The 19,014-nt window shown below is 58.9% G+C and carries 12 protein-coding genes and 1 tRNA gene; 2 read left to right on the top strand and 11 right to left on the bottom strand.

Annotation, left to right across the window (positions count from 1 at the left end):
• Positions 1–126: 126 nt before the first annotated feature.
• Positions 127–203: transfer RNA gene (locus tag ACCC84_RS21230), tRNA-Met, on the top strand.
• 103 nt (positions 204–306) lie between these two features.
• Here the strand turns inward: ACCC84_RS21230 and amiC are convergent.
• Positions 307–1,563 carry an N-acetylmuramoyl-L-alanine amidase AmiC gene (gene amiC, locus ACCC84_RS21225; protein WP_004959176.1) on the bottom strand — a complete coding sequence of 419 codons (1,257 nt, stop codon included), beginning with the start codon at positions 1,561–1,563 and terminating at the stop codon, positions 307–309.
• A gap of 230 nt (positions 1,564–1,793) precedes the next feature.
• Between amiC and argA the strand changes: the two genes are divergently transcribed.
• The gene (gene argA / locus ACCC84_RS21220; RefSeq protein ID WP_039992588.1) at positions 1,794–3,119 is read left to right on the top strand and encodes an amino-acid N-acetyltransferase; all 1,326 of its coding nucleotides are present in this window, start codon (positions 1,794–1,796) and stop codon (positions 3,117–3,119) included.
• 13 nt (positions 3,120–3,132) lie between these two features.
• Here argA and recD read toward each other — a convergent pair whose 3' ends face one another.
• The 10 genes from recD to lgt form a co-directional block, all read right to left on the bottom strand.
• A complete protein-coding gene (gene recD, locus ACCC84_RS21215; protein ID WP_273870865.1) occupies positions 3,133–5,007 on the bottom strand; it encodes an exodeoxyribonuclease V subunit alpha in 1,875 nt (624 codons plus the stop codon).
• Positions 5,004–8,564 carry an exodeoxyribonuclease V subunit beta gene (gene recB / locus ACCC84_RS21210; protein WP_004959173.1) on the bottom strand — a complete coding sequence of 1,187 codons (3,561 nt, stop codon included), beginning with the start codon at positions 8,562–8,564 and terminating at the stop codon, positions 5,004–5,006. The genes recD and recB overlap by 4 nt, the downstream gene beginning before the upstream one ends.
• Positions 8,561–11,449 carry a pitrilysin gene (gene ptrA, locus ACCC84_RS21205; RefSeq protein ID WP_004959172.1) on the bottom strand — a complete coding sequence of 963 codons (2,889 nt, stop codon included), beginning with the start codon at positions 11,447–11,449 and terminating at the stop codon, positions 8,561–8,563. Before ptrA ends, recB begins: the two co-directional genes overlap by 4 nt.
• A 180-nt stretch (positions 11,450–11,629) precedes the next feature.
• A complete protein-coding gene (recC, locus tag ACCC84_RS21200; protein WP_371902249.1) occupies positions 11,630–15,001 on the bottom strand; it encodes an exodeoxyribonuclease V subunit gamma in 3,372 nt (1,123 codons plus the stop codon).
• Positions 15,002–15,066: 65 nt separating this feature from the next.
• The gene (locus tag ACCC84_RS21195) at positions 15,067–15,498 is read right to left on the bottom strand and encodes a prepilin-type N-terminal cleavage/methylation domain-containing protein (protein WP_004959169.1); all 432 of its coding nucleotides are present in this window, start codon (positions 15,496–15,498) and stop codon (positions 15,067–15,069) included.
• Positions 15,488–15,928, bottom strand: a complete 441-nt coding sequence (locus ACCC84_RS21190) for a YgdB family protein (RefSeq protein WP_004959168.1) — start codon at positions 15,926–15,928, stop codon at positions 15,488–15,490. The genes ACCC84_RS21195 and ACCC84_RS21190 overlap by 11 nt, the downstream gene beginning before the upstream one ends.
• A complete protein-coding gene (locus tag ACCC84_RS21185; RefSeq protein ID WP_039991802.1) occupies positions 15,925–16,500 on the bottom strand; it encodes a prepilin peptidase-dependent protein in 576 nt (191 codons plus the stop codon). The genes ACCC84_RS21190 and ACCC84_RS21185 overlap by 4 nt, the downstream gene beginning before the upstream one ends.
• Positions 16,494–16,994, bottom strand: a complete 501-nt coding sequence (locus tag ACCC84_RS21180; RefSeq protein WP_198773911.1) for a prepilin peptidase-dependent protein — start codon at positions 16,992–16,994, stop codon at positions 16,494–16,496. Before ACCC84_RS21180 ends, ACCC84_RS21185 begins: the two co-directional genes overlap by 7 nt.
• A 198-nt stretch (positions 16,995–17,192) precedes the next feature.
• On the bottom strand, positions 17,193–17,987 hold the full coding sequence (gene thyA / locus ACCC84_RS21175) for a thymidylate synthase (protein WP_004959165.1): 795 nt from the start codon (positions 17,985–17,987) through the stop codon (positions 17,193–17,195).
• A 6-nt stretch (positions 17,988–17,993) separates the two neighbouring features.
• A complete protein-coding gene (gene lgt, locus ACCC84_RS21170) occupies positions 17,994–18,866 on the bottom strand; it encodes a prolipoprotein diacylglyceryl transferase (protein ID WP_004959164.1) in 873 nt (290 codons plus the stop codon).
• Positions 18,867–19,014: the final 148 nt, after the last annotated feature.

The following is a 19,014-nucleotide window of genomic DNA, read 5'->3' as shown; positions in this document are numbered from 1 at the left end:
CGGGGTGGAGCAGCCTGGTAGCTCGTCGGGCTCATAACCCGAAGGTCGTCGGTTCAAATCCGGCCCCCGCAACCAACTGATATCATACCGTGATATCCATGCCAGACAGTAATGCATCAAGACGGACGCGGGGTGGAGCAGCCTGGTAGCTCGTCGGGCTCATAACCCGAAGGTCGTCGGTTCAAATCCGGCCCCCGCAACCAATTTGATGACCATAATCAAGCACCTTAACGGGTGTTTTTTTATGTCTGGAATTCCCCTCCCCAGGCGTTAATCACGCCGGACCACGCAGCCCGGCGCGCGCACTCAACGCCTGGCCAGCGCACCACCGTTGGCAAAGTAAGCCTTGATACCCGCCAGAATCGACTCGGCCACCTGCTGTTGAAAACGGCTGGTTCGCAACTTGCGTTCTTCTTCAACGTTGCTGATAAAAGCCGTCTCGACCAGAATCGACGGGATGTCCGGCGCCTTTAATACCGCAAAACCGGCCTGATCGACTCGGTTCTTGTGCAGCCGGTTGATTTTCCCCATGCGGTTCAGCACTTCTTTGCCAAACTTCAGGCTGTCGTTAATGGTCGCGGTTTGCAGCAAATCGAACATGGTGTGGTCGAGATAGCGGTCGCCGCTTTTGCTGACGCCGCCAATTTGATCTGATTCGTTCTGCGTCTGCGCCAGAAACTTCGCTGCGGCGCTGGTCGCCCCTTTGGTCGACAACGCAAACACCGAGGAGCCGCGGGCGGCCCGGCTGGTAAACGCATCGGCATGAATGGAAACGAACAGATCGGCGCGTTGCTTGCGTGCTTTGGCCACCCTCACCTTCAGCGGGATAAACACGTCTTCATTACGCGTCATAAACACTTTCATGTTGGGTTCACGCTTGATCATGGTGCTTAAACGGCGGGCAATTTGCAGCACGATGTCTTTCTCGCGCGTTTTGTATTTGCCGATAGCGCCGGGATCCTCACCGCCGTGGCCCGGATCGAGCATAATGACAATTGGCCGATCGCGCCCGGCCTTGCCGGCCTGCGGCGCCTGAGTTGGTGCCGGCAACGTCCGTTCCAAATCCCCTTTATTGTAATCTTCCAGCAATGCCAATAGCGGATCATACTCTTCGCCGGACGACGATTTGGACGGATACAAGTCCAGCACCAGTCGGTTACGGTATTCCGCCACCGGCGACAGGGTAAACATGTGCGGGCTGACGCTTCGCTTTAATTCCAGCACCAGGCGCACGGTATTCTTGTCAAACTGGCCGACGCGTGCCTGTTTCAGATAAGGATCGGCAGTCTGTACCTGGCCGGCGATGCCCTTGAGGATACTATTGAGATGCACGCCTTCGATATCCACCACGATACGATCGGGGTTGGTCAAGGCAAACTGCTTGTACTTCAGTTCCTCGTTGGATTCGAGCGTCACGCGGGTATAGGTAGAGGAAGGCCAGACGCGCACCGCAATCACGTGCGACGAGGCGGCAAAACCGACGCGGCTCACGCTCAGCAACCAGGTTGCGGCAACCCCCTGCAACAGACGACGGCGACCCAGATTGTGATTAGCGTTTGACATGCGGCTCCAGCAAAAAAATCAGCTTAAAAAAGCACCATAAAGTGAGAATGGCAAAAACTTTAACGAATCCATCCAGCGCTGTCACCAGAAAATCCTTTTATGTTTTGTCAATTTATTAACGATTTAGCGGTGTTAGCGCCAAAAAACCAATAAATTCCCACTTGCCATCAGCGCAAAAAAAGAATAAAAATACAAAAATACCGTATAAATATGCAAAAAGAGGTTTGACCGTGAAGGAACGTAGTACAGAGCTGGTTCAAGGATTCCGTCACTCAGTCCCTTATATCAATGCTCACCGCGGCAAGACTTTTGTGGTCATGCTGGGGGGAGAAGCCATTGAGCATGAGAATTTCTCCAACATCGTCAACGATATCGGCCTATTGCATAGTCTGGGCATCCGGCTGGTGGTGGTCTACGGCGCGCGGCCGCAGATTGACGGCAACCTGGCGTTGCATAACCTGGAGCCAATTTATCATAAGCATACTCGCGTCACCGATGCGCCGACGCTGGAGCTGGTCAAACAGGCCGCCGGTTTGTTGCAACTGGACATCACTGCCCGGCTGTCGATGAGTCTGAACAACACGCCGCTGCAAGGCGCACATATCAACGTGGTCAGCGGTAACTTTATCATTGCCCAACCGCTTGGCATCGATGACGGCGTGGATTATTGCCACAGCGGCCGCATTCGCCGCATTGACGAAGAGGCGATCCATCGCCAGCTCGACAGCAACGCCATCGTGCTGATCGGCCCGGTTGCCGTTTCCGTTACCGGTGAAAGCTTTAATCTAACGTCGGAAGAGGTTGCCACCCAGTTGGCGATCAAGCTCAAGGCGGAAAAAATGATTGGCTTCTGCTCGTCCCAAGGGGTTAACGACGAGGAAGGCAATATCATTTCCGAACTGTTCCCCAATGACGCACAAAAGCGTATTGAGGAGCTGGAACAGAGCGGTGATTACCATTCGGGCACCGTACGTTTCCTGCGCGGCGCGGTGAAAGCCTGCCGCAGCGGCGTACGGCGCAGCCACCTGATCAGCTATCAGGAAGACGGCGCGTTAGTGCAAGAGCTGTTCTCACGTGATGGTATCGGTACACAGATCGTGATGGAAAGCGCCGAACAGGTGCGGCGCGCCACCATCAACGATATTGGCGGTATTCTCGAGCTGATTCGCCCGCTGGAACAGCAAGGCATTCTGGTGCGCCGCTCGCGTGAGCAACTGGAAATGGAAATCGACAAGTTCACCATCATCGAACGCGATAACCTGACCATCGCCTGTGCCGCGCTATACCCATTCCCGGATGAGAAAATCGGTGAAATGGCCTGCGTGGCTGTGCATCCGGACTACCGCAGTTCATCGCGCGGCGAAATGCTGCTGCAAAGAGTGGAAACGCAGGCGCGCCAGATGGGGCTGAAAAAACTGTTCGTACTGACCACGCGCAGCATTCACTGGTTCCAGGAGCGGGGTTTCACTCCGGCGGACGTCGAGGTGCTGCCAATGCAGAAACAGGCGCTGTATAACTACCAGCGCCGTTCGAAGATCCTACTGGCCGACCTATAGCCCACCACCGACCTTAGCCCAGCGGTGTCTCACTGGGCTGAGCTACCATCACCAACCGCTCCGCCAGCCCGCTGCGCCGCTGGGTTGGCGTGCGGATGGCGCTGTTGAGCACCTTTTCACTTGCATACAGCGACAGCTGCCGACGCGCGCGGGTAATGGCGGTATACACCAGTTCACGCGTCAACACCGGCAGAAAGTGGTTGGGCAGTACCAGCACCGTATGGTCAAACTCTGAACCCTGAGACTTGTGCACCGTCATGGCAAAGGCGGTTTCATGAGCCGGCAAACGACTGGGTTGTACCGATTTGATATTGCCGTCCGGCAATTGGAAATGCACACGCAGTTCGCCGTTTTCCCCCGGCAGCGCAATGCCGATATCACCGTTAAACAGCCCCAACGCACTGTCGTTACGGCCAATCATCACCGGTCGACCACGATACCAGCGCCCGGCGGAAGCCAGGTTGCGACGAATCAGCCCCGCACGTTGCAACCCGCTTTCAATCCGCTCGTTCAGTCCGGCAACGCCAAAGGGTCCTTCCCGCAGCGCGCACAGCACCTGGAAGCGGCCAAATGCCGCCAGGATCTCGACCGCCGGCGCTCCGGCGGCGACCCGCTGGAGATAGTCGCGATAACCGGCCACACAGGCATCCAGCAACGCCTGATAATCCTCGGTTTCCACCAGCGGATAACCGGCAACGTCGCTAAAACTGCCGTTGAGCGCGGCCCAGGCTCGTTTGTTGTCGCCGGCATTCACCGCCATCGCCAGTTGACCAATGCCGGAATCGGCATCAAAACGGTAACTCTTGCGCAGCAAACACAGGCTATCGCGTACCGCTGCGTCACCCTGCGCGCTCTGACCACTCAATGCACAGCCCGTCAATTGTGCCAATTGTGCAGCGCGAGCGTCGCTATAGCCTTGCTCGGCAAAACGGCAGATATCTCCCAGCACCGCGCCTGCTTCCACCGAGGCCAGTTGATCGCGATCGCCAAGAAAAATCACCCTGGCGTGCGGCGGCAAGGCGGCGATCAGACGCGCCATCATCGGCAGATCGACCATCGACGCCTCATCCACCACCAACACGTCGAGATGCAGCGGATTGCCACGATGATAGCGCATGCGTTGGCTGTTCGGCTGTGCGCCCAGCAGGCGGTGCAGCGTTGCTGCTTCGGTGGGGAATAACGCCCGCTGTTCAGGGCTGAGCGGCAATTGTCGGCTGGCGCTGCCCAGTGACTCGGTCAGTCGCGCTGCCGCCTTGCCGGTTGGTGCTGCCAGTTGAATGCGCAAACGCGCGCCTTCGGCCAACTGCACCAATGCGGCCAGCAGTTTGGCCACGGTGGTGGTTTTACCGGTGCCCGGCCCGCCGGATATCACCGCGATGCGCCGGGTCGCGGCCACCGCCGCGGCAATTTTCTGCCAGTCCGGCGTGTCCGTTGCTGTACCGAACAGCTGGTCGAGGATCGCGCGCAGACGCTGAGTTTCGATAACCTGCGGTATGCTATCGCTGCTGATAAATGCCGCTACCTGGCCTTCACTTTGCCACATGCGCTGTAAATACAACCGCTGTTTTTGCAGCACCAGCGGCGTTGGCAGACTGCCGTCACTGACCGCCGGCGAGCTCAACAACCGTTGCCGCCAGTCATCCAGATCGGGCTGTCCTGCTGCCTGCCACACCGCCTGTGCCAATGCTGGTTGCCGCCCGTCGAACAGGTTCTCCGGCATCAGCTGTTGCAACAGCAGACAGACGTGCCCCGCACCGGCTTCCGCGCTGAGGCAAGCGGCGGCCAGCAGCATATCCGGTCGATCCGGCGGCGCTACCACCCGTGCGAACTGCACGTCCAGCGGGCGCAGTACGCCAAGCGTTGCCGCTTGCTGCAATAAATCGATCATTGCTCGGCCTCCGTTGCACGGGATACGCCGCTGAACAGCCGATCCATTCCCATGACCAGTTCACCGTCCGGACGGCAGGAAAAGATGCCGTTGCCAGGGTGTTCGGCAGCGACGCCGCGCAAAAACAGATAAATCACGCCACCAAAATGGCGCTGATAATCGTAATCCGCCAGACGGTGCCGCAGGTAACGGTGCAATGCCAGCGTGTAGAGCTGATATTGCAGGTCGTAGCGATGTTCGGCCATCGCCTGCGCCATTGCCGGCTGGGTATAGGCGCTGCTGTCCTCTCCCAACCAGTTGGACTTATAGTCCAGCAGGTAATACTTCCCCTGCCAGCAGAATACCAAATCGATAAAGCCCTTCAGCATGCCCTGCACCTGCTGAAAGTCCAGTGCAGGACAGCGGGCAGACAGCGGATCGTAACGTTTGGTCAGCGCATCCAGCGCATCGGCGCGCAGCAGGTCACCTATCGGCAGGTAGAACTGCAGCTCAGCCTGTTTGGCCTGCGGCGCCAGCATCGCCAGCGATACCCCGCTGTCGTTGAGCCGGGTGTGCAGCAAGACCTGCATCCAGTCCTGCAACACCGGCAGCCAATGGTCGTCATAGCCGTGCAAACGCAACTGCTCCAGCAGCCAGTCGGCGTCCAGCGGTTGGCTGAAATCCAGCGTTTCGAACAGGCTGTGCAAGAAGGTTCCGGGTGCCGCGCCGCGAGGAAAAGTATGCGGAGTAAGCGCCGGCTCACCGTCTGCGGCTTGCTCGCCGGCGGCATCCACATCCAGCCGCGGCAGCAGATCCTGGGTGATTCCCGCCGCCCCATGCTGTTGCAGACCGGTATAACTGGTGACCCGCCAGTAATCCTGTACCTGGCGGGTAAAGCGGCGGGCGGTCAGTTCGGCCGCTGCCTCGGCTTGCGCTTGCCACGGTTGCGGATCAGGCTCGTCCACCGGCGACAGCGCGACGCCGTCGCCGGTCAACTGTTGCAAACGTTGCTGCAGATAGCTGGCATCGCCGGCTTGCCCGGCCTGCACCAGATAGCCCAGTGCACTGCGGTGCAAATCGGTGTCGCCCTGCTTCTTGCGCGTCCCCTGAATCAGCGGGGCAATGCCAATGCTGCAGTGATAGACCGAACGGGTCAGTGCGACGTACAGCAGGCGCAGATCTTCCGCCAACCGCTCTTCTTCGGCCCAGGCGAGGCTTTCTTCATTGGCATTAAGATCGAGCAATGCCTTGAAATTATTGCGATCGTGATACAGCACCTGTTGCTGCTGGCGGAAATTGCCGACAAACGGCAGCCAGACCAGCGGATATTCCAGCCCCTTGGACTTATGGATAGTGATCACCTGCACCAGGTGGCGATCGCTTTCCAGACGCAACTGTTGATTGTCCGACTGGCGGTTAGGCTGGGCAATCTGCTGCGCCAGCCAGCGCACCAGCGCATGTTCGCTGTCGAGCTGCGCGGAGGTTTCCTGCAACAGTTCACCCAGATGCATCACATCGGTCAGACGACGCTCGCCGCCGGGACTGGCCAGCAGGTTCTCCGCCAGATGACGGCGCGTCATGACTTCACGCAGCATCGGCAGTACGCCGCGCCGCTGCCAGTGGCTGCGATAGCCGTCAAATTCATTGACCAATAGATCCCAGGCACGTTCGTCATGGTTCAGCGCGTCCAGCGTCGGCGCGTCCAGCCCCAATAACCCGGTCGCCATCGCGCTACGCAGCGTACGTTCCTGTTCAGGCGCCAATACCGCCTGCAAAAGCCACAGCAAATCCTTGGCCTCCGGCGTGTCAAAGACGCTGTCGCGGTTGGAAAGATACACCGACGGGATGGCCAATTGGCTCAGGGCATCGCGCACCAGCGCGGCTTCGGCGCGGCTGCGTACCAGAATGGTGATATCCGACGCCTGCACTGCACGGCGCTGTGCACCGTTAAGCAACCAGGCTTCACCGCGCTGGCCGGCGCTCAGCCAGTCACGGATCTGCGCCGCACACCAGCGCGCCATCATCTGTTGGTAATCACTTACTCCCACACCTTCGCCCTGCTGTAACCAAAAATGCAGCGCCGGCTGTACGGTCGCCTGGAGTTCGAACCCCAACCCCTGATTTTTAGCGGCAGCGGCCACGGCAACAAACGGGATCTGGCCAAACAGGAACGGCTGTCCAACCTGCGAAAACAGCTTATTGACGCTGTCTACCATGGCCGGAGACGAACGCCAGTTAGTCTCTAGCGTATAGTGGGCGCTTACCTCTGAGCGAGCACGCATATAGGTGAAAATATCCGCCCCGCGGAAGGCATAAATGGCCTGTTTGGGATCGCCGATCAGCAACAGACCACACTGTTCGCGTCCGACGTACAGCTTTTGGAAAATGCGATACTGCTGCGGATCGGTATCCTGAAACTCATCGATCATCGCCACCGGAAAGCGCTGACGAATCGCCTGCGCCAGCTGTTCCCCACCGGCGCTTTGTAACGCCGCATCCAGGCGACCAAGCAGGTCGTCAAAACCCAGTTCAGCGCGTTGACGCTTTTCCTGTTGGATTGAGGTGCGGATTTCGCTCAGCGCGCGCGCCATGATCAGATCACGCAGCGTCAGCGGTTGGTCAAACAGGCTATCGATGGCCACAAACAGCGGGTGTCGCGGTGGCTCGCCTTTTTTGGTTTTTTCCAGTAGCGTCGATTGGCGGAACTTTTCCAGCTCTTTCGGCAGTTGATAATCCTGGGTGGCCAATGCGCTCCATTCGCCAACCTTGCCCAGCCAGTTAGGTAAATGCTTACTGCTGTAGCTGCGTTTATCAACGCCGGAAGCGCTAATCAGCGCTTCCAAATCCGGCGCGGCCGCTTGCCATTGCGCTTTTATCTGCTCAATACGCGCCACGATTTGCTCGTGACGCATCAACACCGTTTCATCGTCTTTAGGCGGTTGTCGCAGGGTGGGCGCTTCGCCGTGCAGATAGCCGGCCAGATCGGCCAGTAACGCCTCCGGTCCACTCCATTCCTGACTGACCGCGCGGGCTACCGCCAGCGGCAACGGATAGCATTGCCGCCGCCAAAAGTCGGCGCAGGCCTGACGGCGCAGCGGCAGCTCATCCTGAATCAGCGTTTGTTCAAACAGAATCCCGGACTCGAAGGCATTGTGTGCCAGCATCCGCTGGCAGAAACCGTGAATGGTAAAGATCGCCGCCTCGTCCATCTGCCGCTCCGCCGCCAGCAACTGCGCCGCGGCGTCGGCCAGATCGTCGATTTCCGCCATCAGAGCGGAAAACAGCGGATCGGTGCACTGTTCCCGGCCGCGTACGCAGGCAATGCGCAGACCGTGGATATTGCTGCGTATCCGGCTGCGCAGCTCTTCGGTCGCCGCTTCGGTAAAGGTCACCACCAGGATTTCCTCTACCGTCAGCGGCCGCGGGAAAGCCGCCTGCTTGCCCAACCCCAGCAACAGGCGCAGATATAACGCGCCGATGGTGAAGGTTTTCCCGGTCCCTGCCGACGCTTCAATCAGTCGTTCGCCAAACAGCGGCAACGTCAGCGGATCGAGCCTCTGCGGGGTGCTGGTTGTCATGGCGTCGCGACCTTACGCGGCAGCGTTTGCTGGAGCGCCGACGCATTCGGCATCGACTGCCAGCCCTGCGGCGCCGCATAATCGGCTTTATCCTGACTGCTGCCGCTGACCTGCGACAACACCGCCAGGCCGTTCGGCTCAATCACCGCCTGGTGGAAAAAGTCCGCCAGTTTGGCCGGCGTCAGCTGCTGTACCTGGGCGATCAATTTCTCGCGGGTGTCAAAGGCAAAGTTACCGCGATCAAAATCATTGCTAAAGCGGCTGGCCTCTTCGCTCAAGGTCTGCGGACGCTGCTTCAGTTCGTTAATCAGCGCCTGCTGATACTGGGCGAAGTCGGCCTCACTCATGTCGCGCAGGCGCTGCTCGGCCTTCGGATAGAAGTCCTGATAACGCTGATACAGGTAAGCCGGCTGTTTGCTGTTGCTTTGCAGCAGGAAGCCCAGCCCCCACTGCCGCCCCACCGACATTGGGAAGGCGAATACCGCATACCCCAACTGTTCCTGGGTACGCAACTGGCTATAGAACCATGGCTGGATAATCTGTCCGAGCAATGAGCTGTAAGCCATGCCGGTGACCTCTTGATAGCCGGTCGGTACATACACCGCCGCCAGCGCCGAATCGGTGCTGCTGCCCGGACGTTGCAGGCTGGCCAACTGCCGCTTGGCAATTTGCACGTCTTCGCCGTGCCACCAGGTCTCGCCGCTACAGCCCAAACGCTGTTTCAGCGAGGAAGCCAGCGTATCCACCTGCTGCTTGCTCATGTTGCCGACCACCAGCAGTTCAGGTGTCGCTTCAGCCAGCAACGCGTTGCGGTAGGTCAGCACGTCTTGCAGCGTCAGGGTCTGCAACAGGTTGCGGCGTTCGCTGCGCTCGCTGTACGGCACGCGAGAAAGCATCTGCACCGGTTGCATCGCCAGCTCAAACGCCTTGCCCTTTTCCGCGGCGTCCAGCTGTTCCAGATACCAGGACTTGGCCTGTTGCAGCTGGTCTTCGGTCGGTGTAAAGCTCGAATAACCTTCAATCAGGGTAGTCAGCAGCTGTGGCAACCGCTGGGTAAAGCCGTTGGCATTAAACAACAGGCCATTGTCCGGCGAGGTAGAGAAGCTCAAGCCCCCCACCGACGCCTGATAGCTCAGTTGGTCGAGGGCAATGCCCGCCAGGTAGTCAGTCAGCGAGAACAACACCTGATTGCGAGCGGAATCCATGGTTTTGGCGTTGCGGAACGCCACGGTGACATCGGCTTTCGGCTCATCGGCAAAATAACGGCTCGGCATATACAGCACACGCAGCCCCGGCTGATTGACCACCAGTTCGGGCTTGGTGAACGCATGCGAGGGTTGGTTGAGCGTGAAATCATCCGGGATATACGGATTCAGCGCGGGCAATGACAGGCTGATCCCCTGCCCCAACTGCTGCCATTGCTCAAACCGCGCGGCGTCGATTTTATTGACCTGATAAGGCGCGTTAACGAAATACGCCATTTTATCGTGAGGTTCATTCGGGCTGATAAACCAGATGCGCGCGTTTTGCGGCGTCATTTCCTCCAGTCGCTGCGCTATGGCTTGCGGATCGTATCGATCTGCCAGATAAGGCGCATCCAGCGTATGCTCAACCGGCACGCGCAACATGGTATCCACCAGCCATTCGATATAGTCCATATCGCGAGTAATCGACGGGTAGCGGAAATCCAGATTCAGCACGTGCGAGATTTCGTCGAAGTAGCTTTTTTTGACGCCTTCACTGCGCAGCATTTTCAAATAATTGAAGATAGCCGCCACCACCTCGTCACGCTGGGCCAACCCTTTGTCGGTGAGTGACACGCTGATGGAAAACACGCCGCCATTGCGATCGACCATCGGATCGGCGCCGGCATTGATGGCGTCTGCCAACCCCTGTTTCTGCAACCAGTCTGACAGCGTGTTTTGGCTGCGGTTGCCGATCAGATAACTGATGTAGGTATCGGTCTTGCTGCGGAACGCCGCACTGTTGTTATCAATGCGGAACTCGACCTTCAGCTGTTTGCGCGGTTGGGCAGGCACGTAATGAATAATGATACCCTGCTGCTGTTTGGTGACCGCCGGAACGGTAATCGGCGCAACGCTGGCATTATGGTTAGGTACGCGGCCAAAGGTTTTTGCCGCCAGCGTGGCCAACTGTGGCAACGGCTGATTGCTGTACAGCACGCCCATCATCAGATTGGCGGAATAGTAGCGCTGGTAGAACGCCGTCAGTTCATCGTGCAGTTTGCTGCCGGGTTTATCCTTGAGCGTATCCAGATTGCCGCCGGAAAAGCGTGCGCTCGGGTGCGCCGGATTTAGCGTTTCCGCGCCGACCTGTGCCATGCGCATACCGTCGCGTGAACGCGCCATGGTTAATTCGGCATTCACCGCATTGCGCTCTTTGTCGGCATTGCCGGGATCGAGCAACGGCTCGGCAATGGCATCCGCCATGCGGTCAACCGCCGGTTCGAGCGCATCGTTTTCCACTTCCAGGTAAAAAGCGGTACGGTACGACGCGGTACTGGCGTTGTGGCTGCCGCCATGCTTCTTGAGAAATTCGGACAGGTTTTCCGGTTCCGGGTAACGCTTGGAGCCCATCAGAACCATATGTTCCAGATAATGTGCCAGACCAAGCTGGCTGTCGGGATCTTCCAGCGACCCTACCGGCAACGCCAACGCAGCCAACGACTTCGGCGCCTGCGGATCGGAAACCAGCAGCACCGTCATGCCGTTATCCAGTTTGATCGCCTGGTAATGGCGCGGATCGTGATCGCTCTTGTGGATTTTCTCCGCCAGCGGTTGCCATCCCTGTGCGGCCCAGCTTAACGGTGCCCAAAATAGTACTACCAACATCAACCCGCTGAGGCGGGCCAATCGTCTGCGCATATCCAAAATAAACCCCTATTCAGGCGCGGTTTCGCCACATCCCTGACGACCCCGCCGCTCATCAAAAAACAGCAAAGCTATATGCCGATATCTTATGTAAGACCGGAAACAACCCTGAAGGTTGAATATAAACCAGTTTATTTTTACCATCTCCCGACAACCAGTACCACCCGGTGACGATCACCCTATATTATGGCGAGCCACCGGCAGCAGGTAACGCTCTGTTTCCGCCACAATTTGTGCCAGCGTGGCGTTGTCCAACTGACGGAATACCCGCTGAATATACGGATCCTCCCCCTCGCCGGGAATGCGCTGATCGCCCTGCCATGCCAGCAGCAGTTTGGCCCGCGCCTTGGCCTGCGCCTCCTCGCCCCAATCAATCTGCTGTGAGTCCTGCTGATAGCACTGGCTTAACCACGCCCAGCCGCTTTTGTTCAGCAGCATCAGCGGTTCACACAGCCCGCGCTGATAACCGGCGATCAGCTCGGCAAGCTGGGCTCGCGCAGCCTCTGGCGGCAATGCGGCAAAACGCCAGACGGCGTTCTTGCGCCCGAACATCCGGCTTTCACCCTCGCCGCCGGCACAGCAATAGGCCAGATGTTCCAGCCACAGCAAGATACCGTCGACCGCAGACAGCGTCGCTGGCCGCCAACGCAGCAGACCGTCGTGCTGCACCTGATGCAGCCAGCCGCCAAGGCGCACGCCGGCGATGTCGAGATCCAGCTCCAGGCTACTGCTTTCCCGCCTTTCTTCGCGTACCTGCGCTGCCAGTTCGCTCATTTCCTCTTGCTGTTTTTGCCAGTAGATCTCGCCAAACGGGCCGTACGGCAAACCGCCGGAAGCGCGTATCCGCTGATACAGCCGCGTCGCATCCTGGTCTTCAATCAGCGCGTTCAGCAGCTGATTGTTGAATTGATAGCGGCTGAGGTTGTCCAGCGTAAACGGTTCCTCATCCGCCAGTTCGGTTTCTTCCAGAATGAAGTTGACCCCCAGGCGCAGTTGGAAGAAGGCGCGGATCGGATGGCGATAGAAACGCAGCAGATCGTCAAGTGATAGCTGCGTCTGCGGTTCTAGCGGCAGCGGCTGATTGAACACCGGGTGCGCTTCACCGCGCCGGTCGGCAGCCGGTAGCCATTCGGCAGCGTAGCTCTGCGCTTCGGCCTCCGGCAGAAAGTTCTCTACGGCGAACGGCATGCGGGCATGCCAGCGCAGCAAATGCTCACCGACCCGCTGCGCGCTGCCGTCGGCGTCCAGGTGCTCATCGCCCGGTAAACAATAGCTTTGTTGCAGATACTCCAGCAACTCGGTCACCAGCACCGAGGGATAACGCTCGCTATTATCCTGAATCGACCGGCCGATAAAGCTGATATACAACTGCTGCTGCGCCGACAGGATGGCCTCAAGGAACAGGTAGCGGTCATCGTCGCGCCGGCTGCGATCGCCACGCTTGACCTGTTGAGCCATCAGGTCAAAGCCCAGCGGTGGCAGGGTGCGCGGGTAAACGCCGTCGTTCATGCCCAGCAGGCATACTACCTTGAACGGAATGGAGCGCATCGGCATCAAGGTGCAGAAATTGATTTGCCCAGCCAGAAAACGCTGGCTGATACGCTCCTGGTCGAGCCGTGCTGCCAGCTCGTCTCGCAACAGCGTCAGGGGTACCGCGTCGGGGTAACGCGCCCCCTGGCCGAACTCGATCACCTGCTGCCACTGCTGTTCGATCAGCGCCAGTATCACTTCCGTGTCGGCATCGGCGGCAAAAAAACTGTCCAACAATCGGCGGCATAGCGGCAGCCACTCCGCCAGCGTACGTGCTTCGCCCAACCGTTGCCGCCAGTCGGCAAGCTGCGCCAACAGCTCCGCCAGTTGTCCGGCCAGCTCCGCCGCCAACCCGCTCGACTCGTCATACGGCAAGACGCCTTGCCAGTCGCCGATATTGCTGTCCATCGCATAACCGAGCAGCATGCGCGTGATGCCGAACTGCCAGGTGTGCTGGCCGGTGGCCGGCAGCGCCAGTTGACGCACGTTGTCATCGTCCAGCCCCCAGCGTACACCGGATTCGCTGACCCAGCGACGCAACAGACGCAGCCCCTCTTCATCGATGGCGAAGCGCGCCGCCAGCGCCGGAACCTCCAGCAACGCCAGCACCTGTTCAGCAGAAAAACGACTCTGCGGCAGATCCAGCAGTGAAATAAACGCCTGCAAGGCAGGGTGAGCCTGTCGTGCTTTCCGGTCGGAAATGGCGAACGGCAAATAGCGCTCCGGCGGCGCATTACCGAATACCGCCTGAATGTACGGCGTATAGCTGTCGATGTCGGCCACCATCACGATGATGTCACGCGGCGTCATCTGCGGATCCTCCGCCAGCATCGCCAGCAGTCTGTCGTGCAGCACCTCCACCTCGCGTTGTGGACTATGGCAGGCGTGCAGGCTGATGGAGCGATCGGCGGGATCGAGCGTACGCTTGTTGTCGCTGCGCTCCAGCGTTTGCGCCGTGGTGCCGATAATTGCGTGATCCTCCAGCTCCAGCATGTCATGCTGAATGGCATGCAGCAGGTTGTCCGGCGCAATATCCACAAAGGCGTCAACCTCCTGCAACGACGCCATCTGCGCCAGCAGGTACAAATGGTCGCGCCCCAGCTTGCCCCAGGAGGCCAGCAGCGGGTTGCTCAAGCGCTGTTCACCGTCGGCGTCAAACAGCTGTGCGGCCTGCTCCGGCTGGCGGAATAGCCCCTGTTCGCGCGCCTGCTGGTGATGGCGGCGTTTACGGCTTTGCAGCCGCGCCAGGAACGCATAATCCTGAATATCGCCCCAGTAGTAACGGCACGGGTTGGTGAACATAAGATGAATATCGATATGTTTGCCCAACGCCTGCAACGCCTCAAGGTAGATCGGCGGCAGCGCCGAAATGCCGCAGATAAACACCCGTGGTGGCAAGCCCGGCGGGCAGGTTTGTGCCTGTTCCAGGGTGCTGATGAAACGCCGGTACAGATTGGCTCGGTGCCACTCCGGCTGCCCAAGCTGCCGGGTGTACTCCACCAGGCGTGCCCATAACGGCGCCTGCCATTGCTGCGCCTCTGACAGGGCGTCGATACGCTCGCCGCGTTGCCAGCTTTCCAGCCACTGCGGCCGATACACCAGATATTGGTCAAACAGATCGGCCACTCGCCCGGCCAACTGATGGATTTTGCGCTTGTCGTCGTCGTCGGACAGATAATGCTGTAACGACACAAACTCCGGCTCGGTCAGCATATCCGGCAGCAGCCACATCAGTTTCCAGGTCATGGCGTCTTTACTGAAGGCGCTCTCCTGCGGGATACCGGGCAATACGCGGGTGAACATTTCCCAGATAAACGATGCCGGCAACGGGAAGGCGATATTGGCGGCAATACCGAACTGTTCGGCCAGTTGCATCTGCAACCACTGCGCCATGCCGGGGCTCTGAACCAGTATGACTTCCGCTTGAAAAGGATCGGCCAACGGTTCTCTGTCGATCAACGCACTGGTCAGCGTCTTCAGCAAATCCAGCTGATTGGAATGGTAAACCGTGAACATGAGACTCCTTTAAACCCGTCATACTGTAAAAAATAGCGCGGCTCTGACGCCACGCTGGCGCCGCGTCACTGTTTCACGCCCGCGTGGCGCAACGGTACCGTCGCTGGCTGCCCCGATCGGTGACCACCGCTGCCGCCAGGCAAATCGCCGTCGCAATACCAGCGGCCAAGCTGGATCCGCTGTCGTTGCGGGGTTTGTATCGTGACCGTCAGCCGATGGCAAGCGCCATCTTCGCCACTGTGCTGTAGTTCACGTCGCCAGCCGGGGGCAAGCGTCTCCACCCCCTCAAGGCCGGCGGCATCACGCTCCAACTGTTGATGCGCCAATGCCCAGGCCTGGCGAGATTGCCATTGGCGCTGAAATCCCTGTAACAATACCTGATGGTACTGCAACAGGCCGAGTAACGACACCGAGAACAACAGCGCGGCAATTAACACCTCAGGCAGGCTGAAGCCGCGTTGAGGCGCCGCATCGGCCGCTATCGACTCAGTCCGCACAGTCGGCCTCGTTTCTTTCCGGGCAGAAATCCAGGCGCCCGCCGACTACCGCGGCCAGTTTGCCCTGGTCGTCTGGCGTCGCCAACTGGTAGAGCCAAAGCGGCCGATCGCCAGCCAGCGTTCCCCGGCCGCGCAGCAGCACGATCCCGGCCCGAGCCGACATTCTGCCGCAGACCTGCAACTCAGCCATATGACGCAGACAATGCCAGCGTTGCACGTTCAGCCGAGCGACCGGCCATGGCTGCACCAGGCCCCAATTCAGCGCCGACGACGCCTGATTATACGCCACCAGATAACGCTGCTGATCGGCCGCCAGCAACAGAGCGTTGTCCAGTTGCCGCTGCTGGGCAGTTAACAGCATCAGCCCCATCGCCAGCAGCAGCATCACCGCAGCCAACGCACTGCCGCCCCGCTGCCGCTGCGAGTTCATCGTAACACCAGGCTGACGGTAACGGTCAGCGTACGCTGGATATGCGGCCGCGCCGTTGCATGCCCTGTCAGCGACAGGTGTACCGCCTGGCGGCGATGCCGGCCGGGCAGCATGTCGATCCTGAAGCTGTCGATATGAATTTGCTGATGATCGAGCAACCGTTCCCAACCGCCGCCATGGCAGTGACTCACGCCGCGTTGGCGCTCCAACGCCCCCTGGCGCAGCCGATAGGCAAATTGTTCGGCTTCGCTGCCGCCCCTTTCCCAACGGCCATTGCGGTTCAGATCGTAACGGACGATCACACAGCTGGCGTTTGCTTCCCCCCGGTGCTGGCCAATGAGTAGCGGTTGGCCGTGACAATCACCGGCACAGAACCCGGTGCGACGAAGATCTTTTTCAATGCCGAATGCCAGCTGGCGCAGCGCCAGTTCCAGGCGATAATAGTGGCCAAGAGTCACGCTCTGCTGACGCAAAAGCGGATACGTTTTGGCAGCCGCCAACGCAACCAGACTGCCGAAAACCATCGCCAGCAGCGCTTCGGGCAAGCTAAAACCTTGCGAGGACGCTAACATCGGCCGATCCCGCCAAGCGCCGCCTCGACGCTGCATAACCGCAGCCGTCCTTGCGCCGATAGCACCACCCGCAGGCTGCCAACAGCGTTGCTCAATTGGATATGCCCGGCCTGGGCGCTGTTGCGCAGGCCGTAAAAACCGATCTCCTTGCGGGTATAATCGCTCAACAGCACGTCTGCAGACGGTGTCAGAAATACCCAACCTTCGGCCGTGTCACAGGTCAGCGGTTCGCTACCACTGCCGACGCACCAATGCTCCCCCGGTTTGAACCACAGCAGCGCGGCACGATTGCGCCAGTTGGCGTCAGCCTGCAGGCGAGTGAGAAACGCCAGCAGTTGCAGCGCGGAATGTTCCAACCGTAACGCCTGCCGGTGCTGCTGCCAGTGGCCGACACCCCAACCGCTCAGCAATGCGGCCAGGGCGATCACCACCAGCAGCTCTATCAGCGTCATGCCGCGCTGGCGGTGGGCGTGACGAATGCATCTGTTTTTCATGGCGGCGAGTGTAACGCGCAGAAAAAAAGTGAACAGCGGACGGTGTGAAGGCTGGAAAACGTTACGCAATTTATTGATGCACAGGCTGAAACTGCCCATCAAAATACGAGGCGCTGCGCAAAATAATCTATTGCGACGCCGCGACGGGCGAAAAAAAGGCGCAAACAAGTTGCGCCTGGAGAGTTGCTTGATTGACGGTCAGATGGCGACCGGTGCCTTGATGGCAGGATGCGGATCGTAACCTTCGATTTCGAAGTCATCGAAACGGTAATCAAACAGCGACGCCGGTTTGCGCTTGATTACCAGCTTCGGCAATGGCCGTGGCTCACGGGTCAACTGCAACGCCGTCTGTTCCATATGGTTGCTATAGAGATGGGTGTCGCCGCCGGTCCAGACGAAGTCACCGACCTGCAGGTCACACTGCTGCGCCATCATATGCACCAGCAGCGCGTAGCTGGCGATATTAAACGGCAGACCGAGGAACACGTCGCACGACCGCTGGTACAGTTGGCAAGACAGCTTGCCGTCGGCCACGTAGAACTGGAAGAACGCATGGCACGGCGCCAGCGCCATCTGCTCCAGTTCGCCGACGTTCCAAGCGGAAACGATGATGCGACGGGAATCCGGGTCTTGTTTCAACTGTTGCAGTACGTTACTCAACTGGTCGATTTGACGCCCATCCGCCGCGCCCCATGCGCGCCACTGCTTGCCATACACCGGGCCAAGATCGCCGTTTTCATCCGCCCATTCGTCCCAGATGGTGACCTTATTGTCACGCAAATAGGCAGTATTGGTATCACCGTTCAGGAACCACAGCAGTTCATGAATGATTGAGCGCAGGTGACATTTTTTGGTGGTCACCAACGGGAAGCCGTCCTGCAAATTGAAACGCATCTGGTGGCCGAAAATGGACAACGTGCCAGTGCCGGTACGATCGGCTTTAGGGGTGCCCTCGGCGAGCACTTTCTTCATCAAATCCAGATACTGTTTCATTTTTCCTCACGAAGTTTGTTGCTGTGGACGACGACGATACGCCCAAATCATCATAATGATACCGGCCAATACCATCGGAATCGACAGGATCTGCCCCATACTGATCACGCCGTCGAACAGGCCGAGCTGCGCGTCCGGCTGGCGGAAGGCTTCGACGATGATGCGAAACGCCCCATAGCCAATCAGGAACAGGCCGGAAACCGCACCCATTGGGCGTGATTTGCGAATAAACAGATTCAGAATGATAAACAGCACTACGCCTTCAAGCAGCAGTTCATACAGCTGCGAAGGGTGACGCGGCAGCACACCGTACTGGTTCAGCAACGGCAGCCATTGCGGATCGGCGGCGGCAATGGCGATGTCTTCATTGCGCGAGCCGGGGAACAGCATCGCCCAAGGCACGTCGGAGGTGACGCGGCCCCACAGTTCGCCGTTGATGAAATTGCCGAGACGCCCGGCCCCCAGACCAAACGGGATCAGCGGCGCGATAAAATCCGATACCTGGAAGAACGTGCGCTTGGTGCGACGTGCAAACCAGAACATCACCAGAATCACGCCCAGCAGGCCGCCGTGGAATGACATGCCGCCATCCCAGACTTTGAACAGGTACAACGGATTATCAAGGAACAACGGCAGATTGTAGAACAGCACATAGCCAACGCGGCCACCGACAAACACCCCGAGGAAACCGGCATACAGCAGGTTTTCCACTTCGTCTTTGGTCCAGCCGCTGCCCGGTTTATTGGCACGGCGGATCGCCAGCCACATGGCAAAGACAAAGCCGACCAGGTACATCAAACCGTACCAGTGCAACGATACCGGGCCGATTGAAAAAATCACCGGATCAAATTTAGGAAACGCCAGATAGCTATTGCTCATCTATCACCACAACATGTCAATTATGTCGATTATTCTTCCCCAGTGGGGGCGGCAGGTGCCAAACGCGGTGCCGGCCAGCTTTCTGGCGGCAGCGCAATGGAGGAAACGCATCATAACATAGGCTTAGCGCTGTCCGGCCTGGCCCGCA

The organism is Serratia odorifera (assembly GCF_041448735.1).
Lineage (GTDB): Bacteria > Pseudomonadota > Gammaproteobacteria > Enterobacterales > Enterobacteriaceae > Serratia_F > Serratia_F odorifera.
This window is presented reverse-complemented; position numbering and strand designations above follow the sequence as displayed.

Excerpts from the sequence above, each read along its gene's own strand:
- amiC (WP_004959176.1), bottom strand. The coding sequence starts at position 1,563 with ATGTCAAACGCTAATCACAATCTGGGTCGCCGTCGTCTGTTGCAGGGG.
- recD (WP_273870865.1), bottom strand. The coding sequence starts at position 5,007 with ATGATCGATTTATTGCAGCAAGCGGCAACGCTTGGCGTACTGCGCCCG.
- recB (WP_004959173.1), bottom strand. The coding sequence starts at position 8,564 with ATGACAACCAGCACCCCGCAGAGGCTCGATCCGCTGACGTTGCCGCTG.
- ptrA (WP_004959172.1), bottom strand. The coding sequence starts at position 11,449 with ATGCGCAGACGATTGGCCCGCCTCAGCGGGTTGATGTTGGTAGTACTA.
- recC (WP_371902249.1), bottom strand. The coding sequence starts at position 15,001 with ATGTTCACGGTTTACCATTCCAATCAGCTGGATTTGCTGAAGACGCTG.
- ACCC84_RS21190 (WP_004959168.1), bottom strand. The coding sequence starts at position 15,928 with ATGAACTCGCAGCGGCAGCGGGGCGGCAGTGCGTTGGCTGCGGTGATG.
- ACCC84_RS21185 (WP_039991802.1), bottom strand. The coding sequence starts at position 16,500 with ATGTTAGCGTCCTCGCAAGGTTTTAGCTTGCCCGAAGCGCTGCTGGCG.
- ACCC84_RS21180 (WP_198773911.1), bottom strand. The coding sequence starts at position 16,994 with ATGAAAAACAGATGCATTCGTCACGCCCACCGCCAGCGCGGCATGACG.
- thyA (WP_004959165.1), bottom strand. The coding sequence starts at position 17,987 with ATGAAACAGTATCTGGATTTGATGAAGAAAGTGCTCGCCGAGGGCACC.
- lgt (WP_004959164.1), bottom strand. The coding sequence starts at position 18,866 with ATGAGCAATAGCTATCTGGCGTTTCCTAAATTTGATCCGGTGATTTTT.